Source organism: Halobacillus locisalis (assembly GCF_013694105.1).
Taxonomy (GTDB): domain Bacteria; phylum Bacillota; class Bacilli; order Bacillales; family Halobacillaceae; genus Halobacillus; species Halobacillus locisalis.
The window spans coordinates 960,958-987,951 of the sequence record NZ_JACEFG010000002.1 but is presented as its reverse complement, the minus strand read 5'-3'; the positions used below and the strand labels follow the sequence as shown (position 1 = coordinate 987,951).

Below are 26,994 nucleotides of genomic sequence, written 5' to 3'. Positions count from 1 at the left end.
TTTCGTCATTTAATTGCAAATTCCTGCTTATTTGAAGAGAACGTCCAATGCTTTTTGCATTTGCTTGTCGTTTTCTTCTTTACGTACTTCCTCCACGATTTGTTCTTCCAGCTTGCCACCTGTTTTTTCATCGATTTCACCAGTGACGTCTAAGCCCGCATCGCTTTGGAAGGACTCAACAGCTTTTACCGTTTTTTCACTATAAAAACCGTCGGCACGACCTGGGTCATAGCCAAGGCCTTTCAGCATTTCTTGTATATTCTTCACCTTGTCGCTATTGTCATTATAGCCAAGCGGCTCTTCAACATCGACAGGGTTCGTATAGAAGTAATCCGGCTGCTTGACTTTCACGGTCGGCTGGACCCCTTTTTCATGAATCCAGTTGCCATCTGGCGTCAACCATTTGAATAAAGTCAGCTTGATCGTGCTGCCATCCCCCATCGGAATGGCCTGCTGGACTGTTCCCTTACCGAAACTCTTCGTTCCGACAAGATCATAACCGCCCGCTTCATTCATCGTTGCAGCCAAGATTTCAGAAGCGGATGCGCTTCCTTCATCCATCAGCACCGTGATCGGATAGTCTTTTTTCTCTTGAATATTCGAGAAGTAACGTGATTTCTCGCCATTGCGATCTTCGACTTGCACAATCGGTTTGTCATCCGGGATGAATTCCTTCAAGATTTCTTGTACATCGGTGAACAGGCCACCTGGGTTCCCGCGCACGTCGATGACAAGCCCTTCCATCCCTTCGTCCTCAAGTTTCGTCAACGCTTCGTGGAACTCATCGGACGTTTTTTCAGAGAAGGACGTGATTTCGATGACGCCCGCTTTCTTGCCATTGATCTCTTTCGTATCTGAATACACCGTTTCTAAGGGAATATCATCACGAACGATATCAATACTTAGCGGATCAGACACACCGGGGCGACTGACTTCAAGGGTGACTTCTGAACCTTTCTCACCACGGATCTTCAATACCGCGTCATAAAGGTCCAATCCTTCGACACTCTCGCCGTCCACTTTCAAGATCTGGTCGTTCGGCTTCAAGCCAGCTTCTTCTGCTGGAGAGCCTTTGATGGGTGCCACGATGGTCACCTTATCATTGACCATGCTGACCTCAGCACCGATGCCTTGGAATGAGGACTCAATCGTCTGGTTGAACTGCTTCATCGTCTCCTGGTCCATGTACACACTGTAGGGATCCTCGAGCGTATCGAGCATGCCTTGGATTGCACCTTCGACCAATTCACTTTGCTCCACGTCTTCTACATAATTATCTTTAATGATACTGTAGGCTTGTTCCACTTTCTCCAAGTCGGTTGTCGAGTTTCCGGTCATATCTTCAATGAACTTCTTCTGTTCTTCTTCCGATAAACTCCCGAAATTCTCGCCGCCTTCATCTGCCGTAGCCAACTGTTCAGCTTGCGAGTCATTCTGCTCAGCCTTTGCAAAATACTCTATGCCTATATAAGAGCCGGCTGCTCCCAATAGGACCGCAAGCGCCATCAGAAGCGCAATATAACGCGGTTTCACATTCATCGCATTCACCCTTCTACATTGGATTTCTCGTTGCCTCTATACTAGCAAATAAGCGCCTTCACCGTAAACGTAAGATTCGCTCTATTGTAAAGCTATGCCAAGAAGTAGAAACTTAACCCAACTTCTTCTCACACGCTATACTTCTTCATTCTAGCACGGATCCGGTACCGGTCTGCAAATTTTTGGTACAAAGTTCTTCAATGGCATCGAAAAAGACTGTCCCCCTGTTGATGAGACAGTCTTCTGAATCAATACTCGTATCCGTATTCTCCGCGGGCTTCATCACGCACGACCATGCCATCTTCAATCGCGATCACTCGTTTACGGATCGTGTTGACGATTTCTTGGCTATGCGTCGCCATCAGGATCGTCGTGCCGGTTTCGTTGATCTCTTCTAGGATATGCATGATTTCCCATGACGTATCCGGATCCAAGTTCCCCGTCGGCTCATCGGCAATCAAAATCTTCGGGTAGTTCACAATCGCACGTGCAATCGATACACGCTGCTGTTCCCCACCAGAAAGCTCATCCGGTAAAAAGCGCGCCTTGTTCTTCAGACGCACCTGATCGAGCACGTCCATCACGCGACGGCGGATATTTTTCGGATTCTCTTCAATCACTTCAAGCGCAAACGCCACGTTCTCATATACCGTAAGCGTCGGAAGCAGCCGGAAATCCTGATAGACGACACCGATTTGACGTCTCAGCTTCGGTACGGAGCGCTGCTTGAGCGAAGCCATATCAAGGTCAATCACGTTGACCGTCCCTTTTGTCGGCTTTTCCTCGCGGTAGATCAATTTCGTAAATGTCGATTTTCCGGCACCACTTGGTCCGACGACATAGACAAATTCCCCTTGCTCGATTTTTACATCTAATCCATTCAGCGCCGTGACGCCGTTCGGGTATGTTTTATAGACTCCTTGCATATCAATCATATGTCTCTCACCTTAATTTTTATAGTTTAACGAAAGCTTAGCAAACAACTCTATTATAACATTGATTTCAGCCCTTTTTTAGACTAAAAATATTACAGTTCTATTAAGTCATTGAAATCATTGAGCAACAAAAAAAGCCTAGCATACCGTCGCTAGACTTTTCTAAGTATCTTATTTCATCGTTGCCAACCAGCTTGCTACTAACTGAGCGTCTTCATCAGACACTTGTCCTTGAGCAGGCATCTGGCCTTTACCATTTTTAATGATGTCGACAATTTCGTCAGCTGAGTACTTCGATCCAACTTCTTGTAAAGCTGGTCCTACTCCGCCGCCCATGTCGCCACCATGACAGCTCGCACAGTTGTTTTGATAAACCGCTTCAGCCGCTTCTGCGTCTACGGTGTCGCCACCTTCTTCAGAGCCTTCCATATCACCAGAGTCTCCACCAGTGTCGCCATTCTCCTCATCCATGCCTTCCTCCATACCGGAGTCTTCGTTTTCGGCCGGCTCTTCATCGCCACCGCCGCCCCCGCAGGCACCGAGAACAAGGATAAGTACGAGAAACATCGCGCTTAACCACTTCTTCATTTGTTAACCCCCTATAACAGTTTATAGAGGTATTATACCCAATCAAGTCGTCTTAAAACCTTCCCCAAGTACTTCCGTCGCATTCATCGCGACCACAAACGCCCCGGGGTCGACCCGCTTCACAGTTTGTGTCAATTTAATGAATTCATTCTGCTGCACGACGCACATCACAACGCGGCGCTCCCGTTCCGTGTAACCACCCGCACCGCTCAATACCGTCACACCTCTGTCGATTTCAGAAAAAATGGCATCCCGTACCTCGTTGATTTCTTCGGTCACAATCATGACGTTCTTCGACGTATTGAATCCGACTTGAACGATATCGATCGTCCTGCTTGTCGCAAACAGTCCAATCAACGCATACAGCCCTTCTTCCACCGAGAACACGATCGCTGATGTCAATACAATCATGCCATCCAGCATCGCGACGCTGATCCCGAGCGGCAGATGCGTGAACTTATGCAGCACTTGAGCGGCAAGGTCGATTCCCCCGGTCGAGGCTCGTCCGCGAAAGACGATCCCAAGCCCAAGTCCCACACCCATTCCGCCGAAAATCGCCCCGAGAAGAGGGTCTGGCGTGGCTGGTTCAAAATCACTCGTCAGAATTACAAACAACGGGAGTACCAACGTCCCGACGAGTGACTTCACCCCGAAGTTTTTTCCTAAAATGAACAAACCCGTAAAGAATAACGGAATGTTCAGCACCCATTGAACAAGACCCGGTTCCCAGCCGAATACGCCTTTTGTGATCGTACTGATTCCGGCCACGCCGCCTGAGGCGATGTTGTTCGGTAGTAAAAATATATTAAAGGCAAGCGCCACAAAAAACGAACCTATAATGACTAATGCATACTCGATCCCGTGCCTGAGAAGCGGCGGCATCGGTTCTCTTCTATATTTCTTCGCCATCATCATGTTGTTCTCTCCCTACTCTGTTATGTAAACCGTAAAGGAGTATAACACTAGGGAATACCCGTGTAAATGCGATTAAAATAACGCATTAATACGGTAAAGAGCTGGTTTCGCTTAGCGTTTACCAAGCACTGGGATTTATACGTTTGAAAGTTTCTCGACCGTTTCGGAGCTTGTATAGACTCAAAACGGTCGAGATAGCGTCTCTCACCGCACTTTCTTCCAAAGAAATTCGCCTATACGGTTGAGATCGTCTTGATCACGGCGGTTTTGCTGACTGATCCCAAGCAAAACCGTTGAGAGAGAGCGTCTCACTACACTTTTATGGAACCTGCAAATTAGAAACTGTGGAGATAAAAAAGCAGCGATGAGAGCTCATCACTGCTTTTTGGTATTCTTCTGTTCATTCAGCACTTCTTCCATTAAATGAAGCACATCGTCGCGCATCGACTCGCGCTCCATTGCGAGGGCAATCGTCGTTTTGATAAATCCGAGCTGATCCCCGACATCATAGCGGTCGCCCTTAAATTCATAGCCATACACAGGCTGGGACATGTTCAAGCGTTCGATCGCATCGGTCAGCTGTATTTCACCGCCCGCTCCGATGTCTTGTGTGCCAAGCAAATCCATGATTTCAGGCGTGAAGACGTAGCGGCCGATGATCGCCAAGTTGGACGGCGCATCTTCCACGGCCGGCTTCTCGACGAAATGCTCGACTTCATAACGGCGTTCGGTTTGATTTTTCGGTGCGATGATGCCGTACCGGTTCGTCTCTTCGTGAGGCACTTGTTTTACGCCGATCACAGATGATTCCGTTTCATCATACTGATTGATCAACTGTTTCAAACAAGGCTCATCCGACCTGACGATGTCATCCCCAAGCAAAACCGCAAACGGCTCGTTGCCGATGAACTTGCGGGCACACCAGACCGCATGGCCGAGTCCTCTCGGTTCTTTTTGACGTATGTAGTGAATGTCCACTTGCGCCGACTGCTTCACTTCGTCCAAGAGTTCGAACTTTCCTTTCTTATAAAGGTTGTCCTCCAGCTCAAAGGCATGGTCGAAATGATCCTCGATCGACCGTTTCCCTTTCCCTGTCACGATAATGATGTCCTCAATGCCTGAGGCAATCGCTTCTTCGACAATATACTGAATCGTCGGCTTGTCGACAATCGGCAGCATTTCTTTCGGCATCGCTTTTGTCGCTGGCAAAAAGCGTGTCCCAAGTCCCGCCGCCGGGATAATCGCCTTTTTCACTTTCATCGCACCCACCGCCTTTTGGAAATATTTTAGTAGTTCTATCATAGCAGAGATTTTATGCCTAGGGTAGCGAAAAAGGAGACGCCCACCGCAGTGAGCGTCTCCTTAGTGTGCCCGCGAAAGCCATTTTCGGTTCTTCCAAAAAGAGAAGGAGCCGGTGGCGTGGAAACGACTCCCTTTCCGCAGGAGGCGGTGAGCTTCCTCAATCGCTTCGCGACCTGCGGGATCTCACCCAAGCCTCAGGATCCTGCAGGAGTGTCGCCGTTTCCACGCCACCTTGCGAGAGGAAGTGTGAACCTCTTGAGATCCCCTACAAAGAGGACTGCTATGGATAAACGCATAATGTTTGGCAAGGTTCTGTTTCCACTATTTGTAGCATAGTGGGATGGAAAACGGGGAGACTCCCGCGGGAGAAGGACCTAGGCTAGACCCCACAGAGAGTGTTAACGAACGAGGAGGCTTGCCGGCTCCCCCGCAGGAAAGCGAGTCGTTTTCCATCCCACGACATTCTTATATGATCTAACAGAACCTTCTTATTACTGATCCATTTTCGAACGGAGGTAAGCGTTGATGAACTTATCCAAGTCGCCGTCCATAACGCCTTGCGTGTTCCCGATTTCCGTATTCGTACGGTGGTCTTTGACCATGGAATACGGGTGGAAGACGTACGAACGGATCTGGCTTCCCCAGCCGATTTCTTTTTGTTCCCCGCGAATATCATCAAGCTGTTGCTGTTGGCGCTCGATCTCGAGCTGATAGAGTTTCGCCTTCAACATTTTCATCGCTTGCTCACGGTTCTTGATTTGCGAACGCTCGGACTGACACGTCACGACCGTGTTCGTCGGCAGGTGCGTAATACGAACGGCCGAGTCCGTCGTGTTGACGTGCTGTCCACCGGCACCACTGGAGCGGTACGTATCGATCTTCAAATCTTCCGTCTTCACATCGATTTCGATTTCATCGTTGAATTCAGGCATCACTTCACATGACACAAACGACGTGTGACGACGACCAGACGAGTCAAACGGCGAAATACGAACGAGACGGTGTACGCCTTTTTCCGCTTTCAAATAGCCGTAAGCATTGTGACCTTTGATTAACAGCGTCACGCTCTTCACGCCGGCTTCATCACCCGGAAGGTAATCCATCGTCGAAACAGAAAAACCACGGCGCTCGGCCCAACGCGTGTACATACGAAGAAGCATGCTCGCCCAGTCCTGTGATTCGGTACCTCCAGCACCTGGGTGCAGTTCCAAAATCGCATTGTTTTTATCATACGGTTCGCTTAACAAGATGTTGAGCTCATATTGGTCGAGTGAAGACTTCAGCTGTTGCACTTGTTCGACTAATTCTTCGCGAAGGTCTTCATCGTCTTCTTCTTTCACAAGCTCATAGGACACTTCTAAGTTCTCGTGCGTTTCTTCATGCTCTTCAAGCGTATGCACAAGCCCTTTCAGTCCGTTCACTTCATCGATGACTTTTTGCGCCGTCTGCTGGTCATCCCAGAAGCCAGGCTCGGTCATCTGTTCTTCTAATTCAGCAATGCGGGTCTTCTTTTGATCGACGTCAAAGAGACCCCCTGAAGTCCGCTAAACGTGTAGCTGTATTGTCTAATGCATGGCGAATTTCTGCCATATCCATACCAATCACTCCTATTTCTTCTATAGACAAGGGAAGACACTCTCAAAGACAGAGAGTGCCTTACGTCCTTATTTGCCGTGACAGTTCTTATATTTCTTCCCGCTTCCGCAAGGACATGGGTCATTACGACCGACGTTATCACTTTTTACGAACGGGGATTTCTTCTTCGGTTCTTTACTTTCCTCGCCCCCTGATACTGCCTTCGCACCTTGTGCGACTTCTTGACGCTGCAGGTTGTTGCGGATCTGGGCTTTCATGACGTAGCGGGATACTTCCTCATCAATCGTCGCAACCATTTGCTCGAACATGCGGAAGCCTTCGAAGTTGTACTCACGAAGCGGATCGTTCTGACCGTATGCACGCAAGTGAATTCCTTGGCGCAGCTGATCCATCTGGTCGATGTGATCCATCCACTTCTGGTCGACGGTACGAAGAAGGATGACTTTCTCGAATTCACGCATTTGTTCTTGCGTCAATTCTTCTTCCTTCTCGTCATAGCGCATCTTCACTTTTTCCAAGATAAGCTCTTGCATCTCTTCCGGATCTTTTCCTTTCAGAGCCGCTACTGAGATATCTTCTTCTTGTAAAAGGTTCGCACGCACGTAATTGACAATGGATTCTAGCTCCCAGTTCTCTTCTTCGTCCTCATTCGTGTGGGCTTCAACCGTATTCTGTACAGTACGCTCAATCATCTGTTCAATGATTTCACGAAGATTCTCAGACGTCAGGACATCGTAACGCTGGTTGTAAATGACTTCACGTTGCTGACGAAGTACATCGTCATAGGAAAGAATCGTCTTACGTGCATCGAAGTTATTTCCCTCGACACGTTTTTGAGCTGATTCTACCGCACGGGATATCATTTTACTTTCGATCGGCTGAGAGTCATCCATGCCGAGACGATCCATCATGCTGCGAATGTTATCGGATGCGAAACGACGCATCAGTTCATCGTCTGTCGCCAGGTAAAACTGGGACATACCCGGATCCCCTTGACGTCCAGAACGACCACGCAGCTGATTATCGATACGACGGGATTCGTGACGCTCGGTACCGATGACGGCAAGGCCACCTAAATCTCTCACGCCGTCGCCAAGCTTGATGTCGGTACCACGACCGGCCATGTTGGTTGCGATCGTGACCGCTCCCTGTTGACCTGCGTTTTCGATGATTTCCGCTTCACGGAAGTGGTTTTTCGCGTTCAAGACGTTATGCTTCACGCCCGCTTTGGTTAAATAGCGGGAAATGATTTCAGACGTCTCAACGGCAACTGTACCGACAAGAACCGGCTGTCCTTTTTCATAACGCTCTTTGATATCCTCGACAACCGCCTTGAACTTCCCGTCCATCGTCTTGTACACGAGGTCGGCTTTATCATCACGGATGATTTCACGGTTCGTCGGGATGACGATGACGCGCATATTGTAAATGTTCATGAATTCTTCTTCTTCCGTCTTCGCTGTACCCGTCATACCGGATAGCTTTTCATACATACGGAACAAGTTCTGGAACGTAATCGAAGCAAGGGTCATGCTTTCGTTTTGGATTTCCAAGCCTTCTTTCGCTTCGATCGCTTGGTGCAATCCATCACTATAGCGACGCCCTTTCATCAAACGACCCGTAAATTGGTCGACGATGACGACTTCGCCTTCTTCCACCACATAATCCGTGTCACGCTGCATCGACGTGTGCGCCTTAAGCGCCTGGTTGATGTGGTGAATCAGGGATACGTTAGATAGGTCGTACAAGTTCTCAATCTTGAAGAAGTTCTCCGCTTTGTTGATTCCTTCTTCCGTTAATTGTACGTTCTTCGTTTTCTCGTCATACGTATAATCTTCTTCAACAGCGAGTAGACGTACGAAAGAGTTTGCGGATTGATAAAGATCGGCAGACTTCGAAGCCGTACCGGAAATGATCAGCGGCGTACGCGCCTCATCAATCAGGATCGAGTCGACCTCATCAATGATGGCAAAGTGAAGCGGACGCTGCACCATTTGCTCTTTATACAACACCATGTTGTCACGCAGGTAGTCGAAACCGAACTCGTTGTTCGTACCATACGTAATATCCGCATTGTACGCTTCACGTTTTTCTTCTTTCGACATCCCGTTCGAGTTCAGCCCGACGGTCAGACCAAGGAACTGGAACAGCTCGCCCATTTCCGTCGCGTCACGGCTCGCTAAGTAATCGTTGACGGTGATGATATGGACGCCTTTACCTGTAATCCCGTTCAAATAGGCAGGCATCGTAGAAGCAAGCGTTTTACCTTCACCGGTTTTCATCTCGGAAATGTTCCCTTGATGCAACGCGATGGCGCCAAGTAGCTGAACTTTAAACGGACGCATGCCTAGCACACGTTTAGAGCCTTCACGTACAACCGCGAAAGCTTCTGGTAATAAGTCATCTAAATCTTCGCCTTTTTGGTAGCGTTCTTTAAATTCATCTGTCTTTTGTCGTAATTCATCATCAGAGAGTTTCTCGTACTCTTCTTCGAGAGCATCGATATCTTCAGTGATCTTGTCTAATCGTTTCAAATGACGTGAGTTCTCATCGCCAAAAATTTTCTTTAAAGTTCCTAGCATTGAAACCGCTCCTCTATAGATATCAAATCTCGGTTGAATACTATAATCCATTACTTATCATAACACTAAGAGAAGCAGGCTCGCAATTAATCCACGAGGGAATCTGGAGGTTATCTGGCTGAAGGAAAAGGAAGAGGTTGTTCACGAAGAATCTGGTGCTCGACACCCATCTGTCGTTTATGTAAATCAATCACTTTCTGATTCGTCGATCCGATAATCTGAACAAGCTGAGCAATCGTTTCTTCTTGCTGCTTCAATTTTTCATAGACATAGCTGCAATCGTGGCAGGTTCCGTTCATTCCATCACCTCCTCTCCTTCTTTTTTACCATAGGGAGCGAAAGCTGTCGAAATAGGGATTTTGCATTTTTCTAGGTGATTGAAGGTAGAAAAAACCATTTTCACTATGAGAAAAAGCGTTTTTTGAATGCTCCATGATGAGAGAATCTCTTTTTCTATCAAAAAGCCACCCCTACCGAAGTAGAGGTGGCTTGCGATTACTAGATCATGTTTCGATTAGGCCATAACGACCGTCACGACGTTTGTACACGATGTTCGTTTCATCCGTATTCGCATTCGTGAATACGTAGAAATTGTGTCCAAGCATGTCCATTTGAAGGGCTGCTTCTTCACTATCCATCGGTTTCAGATCGAATCGTTTCGTTTTTACAATTTCAACATCAAATTCACTATCTTGTTCCTCTACCGCTTCTTGGCGTGATTCACGCTCAAGTTCAGCGAAGACATATTTCGGAGCACCCTCTTGGCGGAAACGACGGTTAACCTTCGTTTTATGCTTGCGAATCTGTCGCTCCAATTTATCAACCACAAGGTCGATGGCAGCGTATAAGTCTGTGTTGTGTTCCTCCGCGCGAAGAAGCAAGTTCTTCATCGGGATCGTTACCTCGATTGTCTGCTCATCATTATAGACACTTAAATTTACGTGAACCTCAGAAGATGGCGGAGTATCAAAGTAGCGTTCAAGCTTGCCCACCTTTTTCTCCACATAGTCCTTAATAGAATCTGTCACTTCTAGGTTCTCACCACGAATGTTGTATTGTAGCATAAGAAGTGTCCTCCTTTCATCCTTATGTGATATATATTCTATCATACCCGGGGGCTTTCCTGCATAAACTTTCGAAATATTTTGTCGTTTTTGTGTCGGTATTTGTTGGAAGAGGAGGAAGCGGTGATGAGGGCTTGATGGGACGGGGAATAATTTTGTAAGTTATAGACTGAATTTAGATTCGCGAATCGGAAATTGACCTCTTTAGGCGGATTTTGTTGGAGAGCTCATCAATTAAAATAATAAAAAAGCACCCACGCGCAGGGTGCTTTTCTAATTAATGCGCAATATGTGGTTTGATGAACGACTGAATCCGAGCTTTCCACGATTCAAAGGCAGGAACAACCTGATCAGCCAGCAATCGACGCTTCTCCTCATTCGACGAAAGCGTGAACCATCCCTGCAATAGCTTTACGATATCGTGGAAATCCTCAATCAACGTTTGCACTTCTGGATCATTTTCAAAAATCGTCACCATCTGTTCATGGCTGACACTCACCTGTTCAAGCGCAAGCAACGTATCTTCAAACACACGCTGTGCTTCAGGTGGTGCTTCTTCTGAAATGTTTTGTTCTAAGTATATAAGCCCCTCACTGATTGTGTTCAGAAGCTCGTCGTAATGCGTTAACATTTGATGCATATCTTTTGTCAGTTCTACCAAAAAATCACCGATCCTACTTTTTAGAGTCTAAAAACATCCCATCGTAACTCGATACGTTTTGATAGGGATTTGTGTACTGCTTCTTGCTGGCCTTCTGCTTCTTATTGTTACGCATGTCGCGCTTCAGGTCATTGAAAAGAAACTCAAGCTTTTGATTGATCTTGAGATCGCGTTTTTTGACTTCTTCGAGGAGCGGTTTTTCTGCTTCGGTTGGTTGGGGAAGCTCGTACATGATCGCTTCCCGTTCTTCTAATAGACGTTCTACTTCCTCAACAACATGCGAGCGTTTTTCAGTCGGACTATGAACGATTTCATCCAGTTTTGTCGTGATGGTCAAAAATTGTTGCCACGTACTCACTACGCTTGCCCACTTTGTGCATGCTGAGACTGTCTCGTTTGCAGAATGACCTGTTTCCACGTGTCACGAAACTCAACAGCTAGTCCTTGAACTTCATCTAAGATTTCAAGGTCATTCTTGGTATTCGCCTCCACCAAGCGACGGTTCATGTAATCATAAAGAGGCAGAATCTCTTGGGAAACTGCATAGTCTTGATTCATCGTGACCATAAGCTCTTGAATGATGTTTTGAGCTTTTTGGATATTTGTATTCTTCTTTTCAATTTCTTTATTTTCCATAGCTTTACGACCCGCTTTAATAAACTTGATGCAGCCATTATACAACATTAATGTCAATTCGCCTGGGGAGGCGGTTTCTACTGAATTATTCTGATAGGCTTGGATGGACATATAGCCAACACTCCTTTATTTAATACGTTAGCCGAAGTTTTGCATGATAAACGACGACTGCTGGTTCATCTGTGAGATGGCTTTTTCCATTGCACCAAACTCACTCCAATAACGATCCTCCATCATATTAAGTCGATCCTGGAAATTATCCATTTCTTTATTTAAGTCCTCAATTTGACGACCTAACATAAAGCTATTATCTACGGTCGTTGATTTACCTGCTTTTTTCTCAATTGAATTGATCGTACCCTCAATACTTGTCTCAATCCGGCGAGCTACACCAGGATTCTCATCTGTACCAGAAAATAATTTGTGCACAGACTCTGGATCTTTACTAAGAGCCGTACGTAATTCATCCTCGTCGATCAGTAACTTACCACCGTCACGGTAATTTGATGACGTGGAAATTCCGATTTCAGACATCATTGAGTACGCTCCATCATTCTCAACAGGCGTGTACCAATCTCTACGCATATTATTTAACGCTGACTCAATCGATGTATCGTTACGAAGCATACCGCTCTTCGCTTTTTCTTCCCAAAGTTCGATCTCCCGTTCTTCCATGTCTTCTTTTTGCTTTTCGGTCAATGGAGGGAAATCTCGGTAACGCTTTTCATCTGTTTTTCCATTCAAATCTTCTATGACTTTGTTGTATTTGTCGACGAATTCAACGATTTTATCAACCGCTTTATCCACATCGTTAGAAACATCAACTGTAATGTTCCCATTTGTAACAGCATTGAATTTGAAGTTAACTCCGTTTAAGGTGTAATCGTTCGATGAAGAAGTGATTTCTAAACCATTATTATAGGTGAACTTGGCATCACTACCACCTTTTTCATTCAATTCCCAAGTACCTGTAGAGTTATCCCCGTTCTTAATATCTAGTGTAGTAGACATGAAGCTATTAGACCCGTCAAAACCAATTTCTGCGCCTAAAAATTCTCCGCTATTTTGATTGAAGTTACCTGTCTCCGTCCGTTCAATCATCACTTTATCAGCACTCTTATCATAGAACGCCCTGACACCTAAATCAGAATCACTTATCTCTTTCAGAATATCATTCAGTGATTTATCACCAGCTACATCAAAAGTCCTTTCATTCTTCGTCCCGTCTTCATTATAAGTGGTTAATGAAAAAGACTCTGATAGATTTATTCCGTTCTTGAGGTTTCCTTGCTGTGAACTCAATGCCGCGTCGGGGTCGAAGGTTTCCCCAGTTTTAGTCAATTTGTTTTCACTATAATTGTAAGCAGCCGTTGCTACTTCTTTTACATCTAGCGTATAAGAGCCATTGCCAGCCGCTGCCGTTGCTGTAGCAGATACAGCTGGATCAGATGAACTTGTATTCTTTGAATTAAACGATCTTTCTAATTTCATATCGAACGCCATTGTATCGAGTTCATTCAACTGTTTATTTACGTCACGATAAGAATCCCGCTTCCACTCGAGCCATGATTTATCTTGCTCCATCTTATTCATAGGCTGACGCTCTGCCTTCATTAGATCGCCAACTAATTTATCAATATCCATTCCAGAGGCCAAGCCTCCGATTCTCATATCACTCATACTTTCACCTACCTATATTTTGTGATCGACGATGAATCCTAGAGATTCTGCAATTGATGCATATAAATCCAACATTTTCTTAGGCGGTATCTCTCGGATTATTTCCTCTGTGCTGTCGTCTACGATGGCGACGTAATATTCTTCTAATTTATCATGAAATTCAAATTTAAGTGACGTTTGAACAGGCTTTAATAAATCATTCATACTGTTCGTCATCTCTTCCAACTTTTCTTTCTCTTCATTCGGTGAAAGAATAGAAGTCTCGGTCACTTTTTCTTCTTGAATCGTTTCTCTATTCTCTTGCAATGTTGTAGGTGCTTTATTCTGTTGTGAGTTCTTTTGCAAGAGCTGTGGTTGGCTTAAATTATTTTTAATTTCCACCCTTAACAACTCCCCGACTGTATTTTGCTGTTATTACTAGTATCGGGTAATAAAAGGAATTGTTGAATAAAAAAGCGCATCAATTTTGTTCTAAAAGGGTAAACACAAACAAGAACATACATTCGCATTATGGTGGTGATGAACTTGGAGAAAGTGTGGACAGAATTACCCGAACAAGCTAAAGCTAGGATAACAGGAAAACTGTTAGGAGATGGCGGAATCATTAAACAAAAGGGGCGTAAACCTCGTTTTCAATTTACTCACTGTGCTAAGGATAAAGAATGGAGTGGACATTGCTACACCAACTTATCCGATTACATTCCACTAACTGAACCAAGTTACAATAAAATCACAGACCCTCGTTTACGAAAGGGGTATAGTGAACGGTACATCTGTCAATCAAAAACTTCACCCTTAGTGACCTACTTACACGAACAGTGGTATGCATGTGAAAAAGTAATCCCTTTCCACTTAATTCATGATTATATGACGCCAGAAGCCTTAGCGTGGTGGTATCAAGATGATGGCCACCTAAAAATGGAAGGTCGTAAGCCCGCAAAGATTATTTTATCTACTGAATCATTCACAAAACAGGAATGTCTCGAACTGATCGATTTGCTTTATAAAAAGTATAACTTGTTGTTCTCATTGGATGGTCAAAAACGATTAGTGATTTATAACAGAGCATCTATCAACTACTTTCTTTTCTTAACCTCACCCTTTCACCATTCTTCAATGAGTAGAAAAATGTTGAAACAAAAGTTGAGGATCAGCCCCACTCCCTCCAAAAGAACGACCCTTTCGATTCCAGCAAATATTATCTTGACGAAACCGACAAACCAAATAAACCAAAAATTAGAGAATCTAACCGAAATTTTTGAGTCAATTGAACAAAAGGAATTCTATCATCGATATCAATTTATTTTCAGAAAAAAGAATGTCCCCTCTAAGAAATATCAAATTGTCGTCAATGCAACAAATCTATCTTATTTAGAAGCCTTAAAGCGATTTACGGGATTAACATACAATGATTTAGCCTTAATATGTTTTCAAGAAAAAAGAGATCCCAGATGATTGGGACCTCTTTTCAAAGTTATTAACGTAGAAGTTGTAGAACTCCTTGTGGCATTTGGTTTGCTTTCGCAAGCATTGCTTGAGAAGCTTGAGACAGAATAGAAGACTTCGTTTGGTTCATCATTTCTTTCGCCATCGTGCGAACATTTACTTTCATAAATGACTAGACTATATCTTCACCCTACTTACAATAGCTAGGGGTCGGGCACTTCGGATCGACAATGCTGAACCGGCATTGTGTCCCCTACGGATTTCATCACCTTAGACGGTGGTCTATCCTAGTCGTTGAACCTTCTCCACTCTTTCGAGACAGGAGCTTGGCTGCTGATTGCCCAATCTCTTCTTTTTTCAACCTTCGCGTCTGTCGTTTCCAACTCCGCTGTGGTAAGAAAAGTTTCAGGGGTTTCCAGCAATTCACCCGATTGTAATCTCTGACCGTTACCAGTCAGGACGACTGTGCTTTTGCCTACGCGGCGAAAGCATAATCTACGTCGCGGATACGAGATTCCGCAGCAGTTAGGTTTTCAGAAGATGTACCTAGGTTATTGATTGTGTGATCTAAACGGTTTTGAACAGCACCTAACTTAGAACGCTCGGCAGATACAGTTTCAATCGCATCATTGATTTTAGTAATTGCTGTATCTGCTGCCGATTGAGAGCTAATGTCAATTCCTCCAGCTGCTACAGCATCCGTCGTAGCTCCTCCAGCGAAAGTTGCTGCTGAAGATGTTGTAACGCCAATATCAATTGTTGCAGAGGCACTCCCATCTACTGATCCATCCAAATCAACTGTCAATCCTTGATTTGCTGCACTTGTAAAGGTAGCTGAAGTAGCATCTTCTTTAACAATAACGTCTTCTGAACCGATTGTTAATTTAACTTCATCAGCAGCTAAGCCATCAACACTATTTGCTACATCAGCTGTTGCAGAGATAGCACTAGCATCGCCAGTAGCTGCCAAGTCAATATTTGCATCGTTAAATGCAGTGTTAATATTTGTTGCACTCCAGTCGCCAGCTGTACTACTTCCTGTAAGCGTAATTGTCTTTGCATCAGTATCGATAGAAGCTGCGGGTCCACCAGAACCAGTAGTTTCTGTGGTAATAGTATAACCATTATATGTTGATGAATCATCAGATGACTTAATAGTAGTTCCTGTTATACCAGCTGCACCTGATGCCCACTCTGTTTTCGAAGCGACATCATCAGCATTTAGTGATAATGATGCACCGTCAGAAAGGGCTGTTCCTAATGTACCACTTAACTCTGCACCTGTAACGTCTGTTGCACTAGACACAGTAGCAGTTTGAGTATCTCTAGCAACACCCAAAGTAGATGCATCCATTGCACCAATTTCAAATGATAGATTTTGCCCAGCATTTGCTCCAATATGGAAGTTAGCTTTTCCGAGGTTATCTGAGTCTATACCACCATTAAGTAATGTTTGAGTGTTAAACTCAGTGTTATTTGAAATTCTAGTCATTTCTTTTGCTAGTTGGTCAACCTCTTTTTGAAGTTCTTCACGGTCGGTTGCTGTGTTCGTATCGTTCGAGGATTGAACAGCAAGTTCCCTCATTCTTTGAAGAATGGAGTGGGATTCGCTTAATGCTCCTTCTGCTGTTTGAATCATGGAAATTCCATCTTGAGCGTTACGCTGTGCTTGATCTAGCCCTCGGATTTGCCCACGCATTTTTTCGGAAATTGCAAGTCCTGCTGCATCGTCTCCAGCTTTGTTGATACGAAGACCAGAAGATAATTTCTCCATAGAGTTCTGTTGCATGTTATTTGCTTGACCTAGTTGGCGGTGCGTGTTTAGCGCCGCGATGTTGTGATTAATTCTCATTTTAATAATTCCTCCCTAGAATGGTTGTTGGGTGAACATCCTTTTTCACCCCATATATATTGATCTACACAGACAACGGGCCCTGTTTATCTGTATAGAAACAAACGAAAATAAAAAAAGGACGAGTTTGGTGTAGAGAAATGGATGTCCTATCCATGTTTCTCTATTCCAAACTCGTCCTTGAGTTTATGTATTACTTATTATTTTGTTGTTGTTCCTCAAAAAGTTCACCGCGTGTGATTTTCACTTCTTTAGGTGCCTCTATAGCTAAGCGTAAATGACCTTCTTCACTTTTTACTACCTTCACCATAATATCATCATCCAGCATGACATACTCTCCTGGTTTTCTTCCGATTACTAACAATCCGTACAACCCCTTTTATCTTTTTTATATACTTAGTACAAAATAAGGATGAGTTAACAAACCTAAACATTTGTCTAGGTTCAATAACTCATCCTTGAGTAGATCTCTTTATGTACTCATTCATCCTTGAATAAGTGTTTTGTAAAGTAATTAAATTTCTCTATTCAATTACTAAAATTTATATAGTGACTTATCTTACTCTTTATATCGGATGACTGTTAGATATGTTAACCGATTTTTTTATATTTTTCCATAGAATTTTAGACAAAATTAGACAAATCTACGAGAAATAAAGTATATAAAACTAACATATAATCCATAAAAAATAAATATAGTTTACTTTTAAAATTTCAATTCATAAGAAAAAGACCTATCAAATGATAGGTCTTTACCAAAATTAACGCAGAAGTTGAAGAACTCCTTGTGGCATCTGGTTGGCTTTCGCAAGCATTGCTTGAGAAGCTTGAGACAGAATAGAAGACTTCGTTTGGTTCATCATTTCTTTCGCCATCGTGCGAACATTTACTTTCATAAATGACTAGACTATATCTTCATCCTTCTATTATAGAAGGAGTCGGGCACTTCGGATCGACAATGCTGAACCGGCATTGTGTCACCTACGGATTTCATCACCTTTGGCGGTGGTCTATCCTAGTCGTTGAACCTTCTCCACTCTTTCGAGACAGGAGCTTGGCTGCTGATTGCCCAATCTTTTCTTTTTTTGACCATCACGCCTGTCGTTTCCAACTACGCTGTGGTAAGAAAAGTTTCAGGGGTTTCCAGCAATTCACCCGATTGTAATCGCTGACCGTTACCAGTCAGGACGACTGTGCTTTTTCTGCTTATGCAGCTAAAGCATAATCTACGTCACGGATACGAGATTCCGCTGCCGTTAGGTTTTCAGAAGATGTACCTAGGTTATTGATTGTGTGATCTAAACGGTTTTGGTATGCTCCAAGCTTAGAGCGTTCACCTGATACCGATTGTATTGCATCATCAATTGAAGAAATAGCTGAAGATGCTCCAGTTTGTGATGTAACATCAAGACCACTTACACCTAAAGCGCCTGAACGCATATCCTTTATAGATATATTCATTTCTTGGCCTTCATTCGCTCCAATTTGGAAATTCAGTGTCCCATTACTGTCAACAGATACTGTGTTTGATGCAGCAAGTCCAGTTAGGTCTTGGCTTACTTCAAGTTGAAGGCCTTTTGAACTTCCATCTTCAATAGTAATTGTATTTCCTTGTGCTGAGAAATTAGTATAACCAGACCCTGCAATTGAAGCATCTGTACCAGAGTCAGTTGCCATACCGGTGAAGTTTCCTGTCACTCCAGCAATTTCAATCTTAGAAGAACTACCTTCACTATCTGAATTTAGTACCAACATATCTGAACCATCAATAGATGCGGTAACTCCTACACCTGAATCATTTATGGTTTTTATTACGTTATCGGCAGACTCCCCACTTGCGAAAGAAAAAGAAGTACCATTTATAGTGACTTCACTATCTGCAGTTAGTGCTCCCCCTGTTGCAGCTGTTGTGGCTGTTGCTACTGCTCCAGTTGCAGCTGTTACATCAGTAATAGCAACTGAGGAACCAACAGTTGTATCACCTGTTCCACCTACAACTTCAACACCAGTTAAGTTTGCCCCAACAGTTCCAGCAACATTCGCTCCGCCATTTAACAGGTTTTTAGTGTTAAATTCAGTAGTATTTCCGACACGGTCAATTTCTTCTACTAATTGATCAACTTCTTTTTGGATTTCCGCACGGTCATCGGCTGTATTTGTATCGTTAGAAGCTTGTACAGAAAGCTCACGCATACGTTGAAGGATAGAATGAGTTTCATTCATTGCACCTTCAGCTGTTTGAATCATGGAAATACCATCTTGAGCATTACGCTGAGCTTGATCCAAACCACGGATCTGACCACGCATTTTCTCAGAAATTGCAAGACCAGCTGCGTCATCTCCAGCACGGTTGATTCGAAGACCTGAAGAAAGTTTCTCCATAGAATTCTGTTGAGCATTGTTTGCTTGACCTAGTTGGCGGTGCGTGTTTAGCGCCGCAATGTTGTGATTAATACGCATAAGTAAATAATCCTCCCTGATTTCTTACCCCACGTCCTTGTGGGATGTAAAAAAGTTATTTTAGTTGTGCCAAATGAAAAAGTCGGCCGACTTTAGGTGTTTGGCTGTACACCTATTATATCGACCGACTTTCCATATTCTTTAATCCTTTTTGTTACTTTTCAGCAGATTCATTAAATCATCTGTAATCGAAGCTGCTACTTTGTTTTCTTCTTGTATCGCTAAATAGATTTCTTTCCTGTGAATCTCTAAATTTGATGGAGCATCAATTCCAATCCTCACTTGGCTTCCCTCTACAGAAAGGACTTTGATTTCTATATCATCACCAATTTTAATCGACTCATCTGCTTTACGATTAAGGATTAACATGGTGATCACCCGCTTCCAAAGGAACATGAACAGAATGCTTCGTATGGTAGTCCGTTCCATTCAAGATCAGTTGCTTCGCTTTATTGTTCTTTTTGTTGATGACGATCGGTGCTTGAAGATTAACGGTAGACTTTTCAAAAGGATCGTGCAGAGTCATGACGGTGTACAGACTGACATCCTCGGCGTCCTGTAGGTCCAACTCGTCTTTGGACCCTTGATCGATATCAAATTCATAGTTCTTGAAGAACACATAAGGATTAACCACAATAAAAGCGATGGTTGAATCCTCCGCGGATTGAAGCACGTGATACAGTGGAGCATCGGCTAGCGGAATGAGCACAAAGTTATGAAGTTGTTTGAATCCGGGTACTCCCTGCTTAAAATGAAGCAATTCACTCTCATCAATGGTTACATTACCGAAGTATTTTGTATTGAGATTCATAGTTATCTTTCCTTTTCAATCAGATTATACTTTCCAATCAATTTGAACATCAGGCTTTTGAGCAAGAGAAATATCAACATTCCCTTTTTGATAGGTTAGCTGTGGATACCTTGGAGTTGAATCAATGATCGGGTCATTGCGCTTCACTTCAATATCTGCAGGGTTCGCCTGATAGCTGATATCAACAAGTTCGTTAACCGGACGCCCGCCAGGTTTATAGTCAAAGTCCCATACCGCGTTACGTTTCGCTTGTGAAGCAATTGGATCTCCCTTATTTTCAATCCGCATCAATTCATCACCTTCTCGCGACACGCGTGCGACTCCCTCAAGCCAGTCTTGCCGACCTAACTGAGCCGCTTCACTGACAATCTCTGAACCGGACTGGAACTTTAAGTTGTCCCAAGCTTTAGTCTGATCGATTGATAGTTTCCCAGATCGTTGCCTAATTTGAAGATCAGCTTTCGGCTGCTGAATTTGTTGATCTGCCTTTTGTTGTTTGAGATGTAAAACAGCATCTTTTTTCGTAATCCCGATTCTCCCCTGCGTTGTCGACACCTGAAGCTTTGGCGCTACACCTTCTACCATTGATTCCACCTCCTACCTTTTAGAAAAAAGAAGAGCACCACGAGTTCGGGTGCTCCATGTTCCATTAACGTAAAAAGTCCATGAGGGTAGGCTGAATCACACGAGCTCCTACACCCATTGCAGCTCTATGAACACTCTCTTGTGTTTTCAAGTCGGTAATCACTTTTTCCATTTCTGCATCTTCATTATTCGAAAGCACTCGGTTCGCGATGATTTCTTGCGTACCTAAACGGTCTTCAACAAGATCTCGGCGATTCATTCTGGCACCTAGGTCCGCTCGCTCATCAACGATTCGGTTCGCGTGATCATCAATGCTTTGGATATACTTACTTAAATCTTTATCACCAGTATCAGGGTTCTCCAAATCTCCAACCAATGATGACAACGTATCGAACAATTGACTACCATTCCCGTCTACGTTTTCAGATCCAAAGACCTTCACAGCGTTCACGTTCGCCTTTAACTGGATACCTTTAGAAACCTCAATGTTCACGGCCTGGCTATTCTCAGAAAGTTTCCCATTTTCTAAGTCAACAGGTTCTGATGTCGTATTCGTCCCATTGAACAAATATTTGTTGTTCACTTTCGTGTTCGCAATATCTTCAATGTGATCCTTGATTTGCTTGATTTCTTTCGCAATACTTTCACGTTCTTGAGGACTGTTTGTCCCATTACTAGCTTGAACCGCCAGCTCTCTTACTCGTTGAAGCGATTCGTTGGCTTTATCGAGTGCCGCATCCGAGTTGTCCATCCAGTTATACACTTCACCGATATTACGCTGAAACTGTTCGATTTGGTTCAGTTCCGTACGATAATTGATTCCATTCATCGCGACAACCGGATCATCGGACGGTCGACTGATTTTCTTTCCGGTCGAAAGCTGTTCCTGATAAGTCGCCATACTCTCATAACTCTTACTCAAATTACGCAACATGTTGTTCGATAACATTCCTTGGGTTACACGCATTTATTCAGTCACCTACCTTCCTACTCGTCCCATTTGATTTATGATTCGGTCGATCATTTCGTCCACAACCGTTATATTTCGCGCAGCCGCATTGTATGCGTGCTGGAATTTCACCATGTTCGTCATTTCTTCATCTAATGACACAGCACTGACCGAGTCACGCTGGTTTTGGACAGAAGCCTGAAGCGTCGCGGAGTTATCAACCATTCGACGGTTTTCCTGCGCATCCACCGCCATACCACCGATCATGCCTTCATAAAAGCTATTGATGTTCGTTTCATTTCCTAATAAATCATACGGTTGTTCTTGAATATTCGCTAGATCCTCTGCATTTCCACCGTTACCAGCAAAAACCGCGTCATTGCCTGCAGCATCTGTTGAAATATTGGAGGCTGCGATATGATCTAGGTTGCTTTCCACCGCATCTGTAATGCCTAGATTACTCGCAATTCCCTTGTAATAAGGGTGACCTGTTCCTTCACCTTCTGCATGTGTGCTCTCCAGTGATTGACCATAGGAGAAAAAGTGAGGGCTGTCTGTCGCATCTGACGTTAAGTTACCACCGCTCGAGTGAACCTCATTGAACTGCATCGCAAATGCAGAAGCCATCACGTCCAAGTCCCCTAGCATATCAGAAAAGTTACCAGACACTTCGTTCATTCCTGTGAATTCTCCGTCTAGTTGAAGAGACTGGGCAGCCGATCCTTCTACCTTCATCGTGGCTCCTGAGCCTTGAGCAGTAGATTTTACAACAAGGCGCTGGACGCCATCTTGGTTTTGAATCGTCGCTTCGATCCCTTCATCAGGATTGTTCAACTGAGTGGCTAAGTCCTGTAACGTCATGCCATCCGTAATCTCAACATCAACGGTTTCCCCCGTCGTGAACTCGCCCTCTTCTTCGGTCGAACCTGTAACAGAAATGGTCTGACCTGTCATAGAGCTAGGTAAGAACGCATTGCCATCCTCGTCTTCCTTGAAGCCTTGTCCGACAACATAAGCAGGTTCAGAAGGCGTACTATTCATATAGCCCCCAACCTCCATCAAACCCTTCAACTTCCCAACCGAAGAAAACTGATCCACCGTCATCGTCTGCTCCCCGATCGTCACATCCTTCACGACGGTCTGATTCGCTGTATCCGCATACGAAACCGAAATCTCATTCACGGTATCCGTTGCACCATCAACGAGTGTCATGGGTGGGTTTACAGGCTGACCGATTTCATCTGCTAATCGTATCGTTGCAACTCCCAGAGCGATATCCTCTGAGCTATCTCCAGAAGGACTGTAGGAAACGTCGATACTCGCCATCTCGGATAGGTCATCGATAAGGCGGTCGCGCTCATCGTACAAATCGTTCGGCAGGTAGCCGTGAGGCTCGACTTCAGAGATTTGTTGGTTCAATGAGTTGATTTGGTTTAACGTCGAATTGAACTGTCTGGAAGCGACATTCACTTGGTTTTTCAAATCCTTTTGTACCGTCTGTAAAGAATTCGATAGATAGTTGAACGTTTCTGCTACGGCAAGGCCACGTTGACGGACAACGGAACGTGCACCTTCGTCTTCTGGGTTCACAGACATGTCTTGAAGCGACTGCCAAAAGCGGTCCATCGTTTTCGCTAGTCCTTGGTCGGTCGGTTCGTTCATGATTTCTTCCATTTTGTATAGCGCTGAACGCTGGGCGTCGTAGTAGCCGACGTTTTTCGTTTCATTACGGTATTGGATGTCTAGAAACTGATCGCGCACACGTTCAATCGATCCAGCCTGTACACCGCTTCCCATTTGACCTGGGATTTCCGGGCGGTTTCGTGAACCAGGTGGAAACGGACTCGTTTGCTCGAAGTTGACACGTTGTCTCGTGTAGCCATCGGTGTTGGCGTTGGAAATGTTATGTCCTGTTGTATAAAGGGCGGACTGTTGTGTGAAAAGACCTCTTTTCGCAACTTCGAGTCCGTTAAAGGTTGAAACCATGTGAATTCTCCTCTTCTATTAAGCTTTCGAATCAAAGACGGATCGTTTCGGCTTGTGCTGCTGTTCTTCTTTGCCACCATAATTGACGCTGTTCAAGGATGGCTGCAGCATATCGAGCGACAAGTTGACGAATTGCAGGGACTGCTTCGTCAGTTCAGCGTTCAACAGTTCCTGCTGCTTGAGCTCAGCCAGCACGATGATCAGCTCATTATACGCGGCATTCAATTCTTCGTGATCTCCGCCTTCCAAGTGGGACAGCATTTCAGAAATCGTCGGTTCAGACGGATTCATACCGTTTACTTGATACCAATGCGTGACCGCTTCGACACGCTTTTTTTCCATTTTATTAATGGCCTGTACGTGCTTTCGTTCATTCGTTAATAGCTGCTGAAGTCCGCTTGTATCATTCGATTTCAGCGCGTCTGTTTTACTTTTAGATAGAGCGACTAAACTTTCGTGAAGTTGCTTCATTTGATTCATCACCTGGATGACCGTTTGAACACTCATATCTAGACTCCTTTATGTTTCAGGTTTATGTAAACATCAGCAAAGACCCTCACAGGATACCCTATGAAGATCTTTGCTTCGTTTTATTTACTCCAAAAGTCGATCATTTTCTTGGCGGTTGCTTTAGGATCCACTTGATAGTTTCCGGAATCAACATCCTGTTTGATCTGATTCACCAGTTTCTGGCGCGCAGGGCTAGGTTGGTCGTTCCCTTGCATCTGCTTGGCTTGATTGGAAATCTCCAGTTTGTCCTGACGGTTGCCTTGCTGTTTCATGTCCGTCTGCTTGTTGAGCTGCTTCTGATATGGATTGAAGTTTGTTTGATTTGGACCATTGATCTTCACAGCTTTCACCTCATTTCTACCGTTACATTGATTTACTTCCTATATCGACCATTTTACCTGATAGTTAAATCTGACTTTTTAATCATTCTTAACTGAATAATAAGTCCTGTTCCGGGCGGATTCGGCTTGTTTCTTCTTTTCTTCAAGCTCCTGATTTCGGGCCACTTGCTTCAGACCGCCTTCGATTTCTTCCGTACAACTCGAGCACAGGCGACCGTCCTGGATCCCTGCGCCGCATTTCTCACAGCTGTACATCAAATTCGGGAACTGGGCTGGGTGCAGTCGTTTTTGCGCTACGAACCTACGAATCAGCTTTTCTTCTACACCTGTATGGTATTCAATTTCCTTCACGTTCGCAGAGCGATTCTGCTTTTTGCGCATAAACGCATACACCGTTTGGAAATCTTTCTCTTCTTGTCTCTGGCAATCCGGGCAGACCGTTGCTGCACCTTTCATAAAAATCGCGTTACAACGCGGGCAATTGGCTACTTCACCCATATCGTCGCCTCCTTTTACATCTCTTTCTATTATATCGGCAATTTTCCGAGAAGCCAAAGTGTTATTGGCAAATTACCTGAAAAGAGTCAACGAAAATACTTGAGGACAGCCGCTCTGCTTCAGTAATGACGCCGCATGACGGATGGTCGTACCTGTCGTATAAATATCATCCACAAGTACAACAGGTGTATAGATAGGATCGATCATCGAAAATGGATTACTAGAGGCGACACGTGCCCGGCGTTGTTTCTTCGACTGCTTTTCCGTACCCGTTCGACGTAATAGGTTCGTAGATTTTTGCCCAAGCGACTGAATGATCGCTTCCGACTGATTGAAGCCCCGCTCTACCAAACGACCGCCACTTAACGGAACCGGAACAAGCGCATACGTATCCCATTCCGTTTTTTGAAAAAGCGAACGAAGCTGACACTCGAGCGACTGCAGCAATTCATAGTCCCCGCGATACTTCCACCGCGCAACCCAGTCTTTCGCAAAATCATTATATTGATAGAGAGCCACATTTTGTTCAAGCGGGTCTTCCTGTTCCATTCCCCATCGCTCACAGTCAAAACACAGTCCCGTACTGTCCGGTCGACCGCATTTCGGACACGCTGGAACGATGTGTTCAAACTGCCGCTCGCAACCGTAACAGATTTTCTTCACTTTTTGCGGCAAAAGAAACGTACTCCACGTCACCTCTGGCAAGATCTCTTCGAAGCAGACATAACACCTCATCGGCCTTTACCCAGCTTGTTCATTTTCACAATCGAATCATGAGCATCAAGCATCGCATTCGTTTTCCCGGCATGGTAAAAGCTTACGTCCCCATCTGGATCATCCGGACTCCGACCAGCCCGTCCGGCAATCTGAACGAGCGCCGCTTCATCAAACACTTGATGACCGGCATCGATGACGAATACATCGACCGACGGAAACGTTACGCCGCGCTCTAAAATCGTCGTCGTCAACAATAAGGAGGCTTTCTTTTCCCGGAAACTTGTCACTTTCTCAATCCGCTCCGGATCTCCCGCATGTACTTGTTCAGCATGGAGACTATGACTCTCAAGCACCTCTGCCACCCACTCGGTCATCTGAACGCTCGGTAAGAAGACGAGCAGTTGGCGAGCCGTCTGTTGCTGTTCAACAATCGCGTTCACAATTGAAGCAGGAAGTTGTTTTCGTTTCATATGGTAAGGAAGAGTAGGGTTTAACTGGAGTTTTGGCACAGGGAGAGGGTGTCCATGGAAGCGTTTGGGGATGAAGATGACAGGCAATTTCTTCAGCCGCACCCGCCATTTTTCTTTTTTCCGAGGCGTTGCCGTTAAATAAATACGAGTCGCACCGGGCTTAGCTGCTCGTTTCGCTGCAAACTGCAACGACTCCTCATGATGAAACGGAAACGCATCCATTTCATCTATGATCATCACGTCAAAAGCCGAAGCATAGCGCAACAATTGATGCGTCGTGGCAACGATGAAACTGGCGTCCGTCCCTTTATCTGGGCTATCGCCATATAATCCTTGGATCACCACATCGGGGAAGGCCACTCTCAATCTCGGCACAAGCTCGCGCACGACATCTGCTCGCGGCGTCGCCAAACAGACGCGCTTACCAGACTCGAGCGAGAATGCGAGGCCCGGAAACAACATTTCCGTTTTCCCAGCGCCACATACGGCCCAGACTAAGAGCTCCGCTTCCCCTTTTGTCATGGCATGGACAATTGCATCTGCGCCTCGTTGTTGCGCTACTGTCAGTTGCCCGTCCCACTGCAAGACGTCCTCATAACGTGGCCATTCAACATAAGACGACCCGCTGTATAACGGTTCGCACTCCATCACGCGCCCCATTTGAATGCAATGGCGACAATAGCGACAGTTCTGACCACAAGTAGAATGTGGCATGTTGCCGAATCTATACGTTTTTTGTTTGCCACATCGATTACATCGATAGCCGAATCGTAGCTTTTCAATAGAAGGGATTTTCGTAAAAGTAGGAGAGGTTCGTTCATCGGGAGAGAGTTCATGGTGGAGGTACAGTTTTCCTGCATGAGGGTTCACA

31 protein-coding genes are annotated in these 26,994 nt (G+C 44.8%); 1 reads left to right on the top strand and 30 read right to left on the bottom strand.

Features of this window, described 5'->3' with window-relative positions; genetic code table 11:
• Nucleotides 1–27: 27 nt before the first annotated feature.
• The 14 genes from H0266_RS11835 to flaG form a co-directional block, all read right to left on the bottom strand.
• Nucleotides 28–1,539 (bottom strand): S41 family peptidase, encoded by a 1,512-nt coding sequence (locus H0266_RS11835; protein WP_181472581.1) that lies wholly within the window; start codon nt 1,537–1,539, stop codon nt 28–30.
• A gap of 248 nt (nt 1,540–1,787) precedes the next feature.
• Complete coding sequence (gene ftsE / locus H0266_RS11830) at nt 1,788–2,474, bottom strand: cell division ATP-binding protein FtsE (protein WP_181472580.1); 687 nt, start codon at nt 2,472–2,474, stop codon at nt 1,788–1,790.
• A gap of 171 nt (nt 2,475–2,645) precedes the next feature.
• Nucleotides 2,646–3,062, bottom strand: coding sequence for a cytochrome c551 (gene cccB, locus H0266_RS11825; RefSeq protein WP_181472579.1), 417 nt, complete (start codon nt 3,060–3,062; stop codon nt 2,646–2,648).
• Between the two features lie 42 nt (nt 3,063–3,104).
• Nucleotides 3,105–3,944, bottom strand: coding sequence for a YitT family protein (locus tag H0266_RS11820; protein ID WP_425484307.1), 840 nt, complete (start codon nt 3,942–3,944; stop codon nt 3,105–3,107).
• A gap of 408 nt (nt 3,945–4,352) precedes the next feature.
• Nucleotides 4,353–5,237: a UTP--glucose-1-phosphate uridylyltransferase GalU gene (gene galU, locus H0266_RS11815; protein ID WP_181472578.1), complete on the bottom strand. Its 885-nt coding sequence runs from the start codon at nt 5,235–5,237 to the stop codon at nt 4,353–4,355.
• 533 nt (nt 5,238–5,770) lie between these two features.
• Nucleotides 5,771–6,875 (bottom strand): peptide chain release factor 2 gene (gene prfB / locus H0266_RS11810; RefSeq protein ID WP_181472577.1). Its coding sequence is split into 2 segments (ribosomal slippage): nt 5,771–6,802 and nt 6,804–6,875, totalling 1,104 coding nucleotides; the frame shifts between segments, so codons are not numbered across the junction.
• A 68-nt stretch (nt 6,876–6,943) separates the two neighbouring features.
• Nucleotides 6,944–9,457, bottom strand: a complete 2,514-nt coding sequence (gene secA, locus H0266_RS11805; RefSeq protein ID WP_181472576.1) for a preprotein translocase subunit SecA — start codon at nt 9,455–9,457, stop codon at nt 6,944–6,946.
• Nucleotides 9,458–9,567: 110 nt separating this feature from the next.
• Nucleotides 9,568–9,756, bottom strand: a complete 189-nt coding sequence (locus tag H0266_RS11800; protein WP_181472575.1) for a hypothetical protein — start codon at nt 9,754–9,756, stop codon at nt 9,568–9,570.
• Between the two features lie 204 nt (nt 9,757–9,960).
• Nucleotides 9,961–10,521, bottom strand: coding sequence for a ribosome hibernation-promoting factor, HPF/YfiA family (gene hpf, locus H0266_RS11795; protein WP_181472574.1), 561 nt, complete (start codon nt 10,519–10,521; stop codon nt 9,961–9,963).
• 277 nt (nt 10,522–10,798) lie between these two features.
• Nucleotides 10,799–11,182, bottom strand: a complete 384-nt coding sequence (locus H0266_RS11790; RefSeq protein ID WP_181472573.1) for a DUF8042 domain-containing protein — start codon at nt 11,180–11,182, stop codon at nt 10,799–10,801.
• 13 nt (nt 11,183–11,195) lie between these two features.
• On the bottom strand, nt 11,196–11,540 hold the full coding sequence (fliT, locus tag H0266_RS11785; RefSeq protein ID WP_181472572.1) for a flagellar protein FliT: 345 nt from the start codon (nt 11,538–11,540) through the stop codon (nt 11,196–11,198).
• On the bottom strand, nt 11,540–11,929 hold the full coding sequence (gene fliS / locus H0266_RS11780) for a flagellar export chaperone FliS (protein WP_181472571.1): 390 nt from the start codon (nt 11,927–11,929) through the stop codon (nt 11,540–11,542). The genes fliT and fliS overlap by 1 nt, the downstream gene beginning before the upstream one ends.
• Before the next feature lie 27 nt (nt 11,930–11,956).
• The gene (locus H0266_RS11775; protein ID WP_181472570.1) at nt 11,957–13,498 is read right to left on the bottom strand and encodes a flagellar hook-associated protein 2; all 1,542 of its coding nucleotides are present in this window, start codon (nt 13,496–13,498) and stop codon (nt 11,957–11,959) included.
• Nucleotides 13,499–13,510: 12 nt separating this feature from the next.
• Nucleotides 13,511–13,879 carry a flagellar protein FlaG gene (flaG, locus tag H0266_RS11770; RefSeq protein WP_343063266.1) on the bottom strand — a complete coding sequence of 123 codons (369 nt, stop codon included), beginning with the start codon at nt 13,877–13,879 and terminating at the stop codon, nt 13,511–13,513.
• A 153-nt stretch (nt 13,880–14,032) separates the two neighbouring features.
• On the opposite strand from flaG, the gene H0266_RS11765 reads away from it, so the two are divergent.
• Nucleotides 14,033–14,953 (top strand): endonuclease, encoded by a 921-nt coding sequence (locus H0266_RS11765; protein WP_343063282.1) that lies wholly within the window; start codon nt 14,033–14,035, stop codon nt 14,951–14,953.
• 22 nt (nt 14,954–14,975) lie between these two features.
• On the opposite strand, the gene H0266_RS11760 is transcribed toward H0266_RS11765, so the two are convergent.
• The 16 genes from H0266_RS11760 to H0266_RS19470 all read right to left on the bottom strand — a co-directional run bounded on the left by H0266_RS11760 (nt 14,976) and on the right by H0266_RS19470 (nt 26,944).
• Nucleotides 14,976–15,110, bottom strand: coding sequence for a flagellin (locus H0266_RS11760; protein WP_425484301.1), 135 nt, complete (start codon nt 15,108–15,110; stop codon nt 14,976–14,978).
• Nucleotides 15,111–15,419: 309 nt separating this feature from the next.
• Nucleotides 15,420–16,796, bottom strand: a complete 1,377-nt coding sequence (locus tag H0266_RS19615) for a flagellin N-terminal helical domain-containing protein (protein WP_181472568.1) — start codon at nt 16,794–16,796, stop codon at nt 15,420–15,422.
• Between the two features lie 193 nt (nt 16,797–16,989).
• Nucleotides 16,990–17,160: a carbon storage regulator gene (locus H0266_RS11750; protein WP_181472567.1), complete on the bottom strand. Its 171-nt coding sequence runs from the start codon at nt 17,158–17,160 to the stop codon at nt 16,990–16,992.
• Nucleotides 17,161–17,557: 397 nt separating this feature from the next.
• Nucleotides 17,558–17,692, bottom strand: a complete 135-nt coding sequence (locus H0266_RS11745) for a flagellin (RefSeq protein ID WP_425484301.1) — start codon at nt 17,690–17,692, stop codon at nt 17,558–17,560.
• A 310-nt stretch (nt 17,693–18,002) separates the two neighbouring features.
• Nucleotides 18,003–19,256, bottom strand: coding sequence for a flagellin N-terminal helical domain-containing protein (locus H0266_RS19610; protein ID WP_181472566.1), 1,254 nt, complete (start codon nt 19,254–19,256; stop codon nt 18,003–18,005).
• Between the two features lie 141 nt (nt 19,257–19,397).
• Complete coding sequence (gene csrA, locus H0266_RS11735; RefSeq protein ID WP_181472565.1) at nt 19,398–19,625, bottom strand: carbon storage regulator CsrA; 228 nt, start codon at nt 19,623–19,625, stop codon at nt 19,398–19,400.
• Nucleotides 19,612–20,067 (bottom strand): flagellar assembly protein FliW, encoded by a 456-nt coding sequence (fliW, locus tag H0266_RS11730; protein ID WP_181472564.1) that lies wholly within the window; start codon nt 20,065–20,067, stop codon nt 19,612–19,614. Before fliW ends, csrA begins: the two co-directional genes overlap by 14 nt.
• A 24-nt stretch (nt 20,068–20,091) precedes the next feature.
• Nucleotides 20,092–20,652, bottom strand: a complete 561-nt coding sequence (locus tag H0266_RS11725; protein WP_181472563.1) for a DUF6470 family protein — start codon at nt 20,650–20,652, stop codon at nt 20,092–20,094.
• Between the two features lie 64 nt (nt 20,653–20,716).
• On the bottom strand, nt 20,717–21,619 hold the full coding sequence (flgL, locus tag H0266_RS11720; RefSeq protein WP_181472562.1) for a flagellar hook-associated protein FlgL: 903 nt from the start codon (nt 21,617–21,619) through the stop codon (nt 20,717–20,719).
• 12 nt (nt 21,620–21,631) lie between these two features.
• Nucleotides 21,632–23,587 carry a flagellar hook-associated protein FlgK gene (gene flgK, locus H0266_RS11715; RefSeq protein ID WP_181472561.1) on the bottom strand — a complete coding sequence of 652 codons (1,956 nt, stop codon included), beginning with the start codon at nt 23,585–23,587 and terminating at the stop codon, nt 21,632–21,634.
• A gap of 18 nt (nt 23,588–23,605) precedes the next feature.
• Nucleotides 23,606–24,094, bottom strand: a complete 489-nt coding sequence (locus H0266_RS11710; RefSeq protein ID WP_181472560.1) for a flagellar protein FlgN — start codon at nt 24,092–24,094, stop codon at nt 23,606–23,608.
• An 83-nt stretch (nt 24,095–24,177) separates the two neighbouring features.
• Nucleotides 24,178–24,438 carry a flagellar biosynthesis anti-sigma factor FlgM gene (gene flgM / locus H0266_RS11705; RefSeq protein ID WP_181472559.1) on the bottom strand — a complete coding sequence of 87 codons (261 nt, stop codon included), beginning with the start codon at nt 24,436–24,438 and terminating at the stop codon, nt 24,178–24,180.
• A gap of 78 nt (nt 24,439–24,516) precedes the next feature.
• Nucleotides 24,517–24,936 (bottom strand): TIGR03826 family flagellar region protein, encoded by a 420-nt coding sequence (locus H0266_RS11700; RefSeq protein WP_181472558.1) that lies wholly within the window; start codon nt 24,934–24,936, stop codon nt 24,517–24,519.
• A 72-nt stretch (nt 24,937–25,008) separates the two neighbouring features.
• Nucleotides 25,009–25,671 carry a ComF family protein gene (locus H0266_RS11695; protein ID WP_181472557.1) on the bottom strand — a complete coding sequence of 221 codons (663 nt, stop codon included), beginning with the start codon at nt 25,669–25,671 and terminating at the stop codon, nt 25,009–25,011.
• The gene (locus H0266_RS11690; RefSeq protein WP_246363883.1) at nt 25,668–26,771 is read right to left on the bottom strand and encodes an ATP-dependent helicase ComFA; all 1,104 of its coding nucleotides are present in this window, start codon (nt 26,769–26,771) and stop codon (nt 25,668–25,670) included. The genes H0266_RS11695 and H0266_RS11690 overlap by 4 nt, the downstream gene beginning before the upstream one ends.
• A complete protein-coding gene (locus tag H0266_RS19470; protein WP_246363882.1) occupies nt 26,771–26,944 on the bottom strand; it encodes a hypothetical protein in 174 nt (57 codons plus the stop codon). The genes H0266_RS11690 and H0266_RS19470 overlap by 1 nt, the downstream gene beginning before the upstream one ends.
• Nucleotides 26,945–26,994 lie beyond the last annotated feature (50 nt).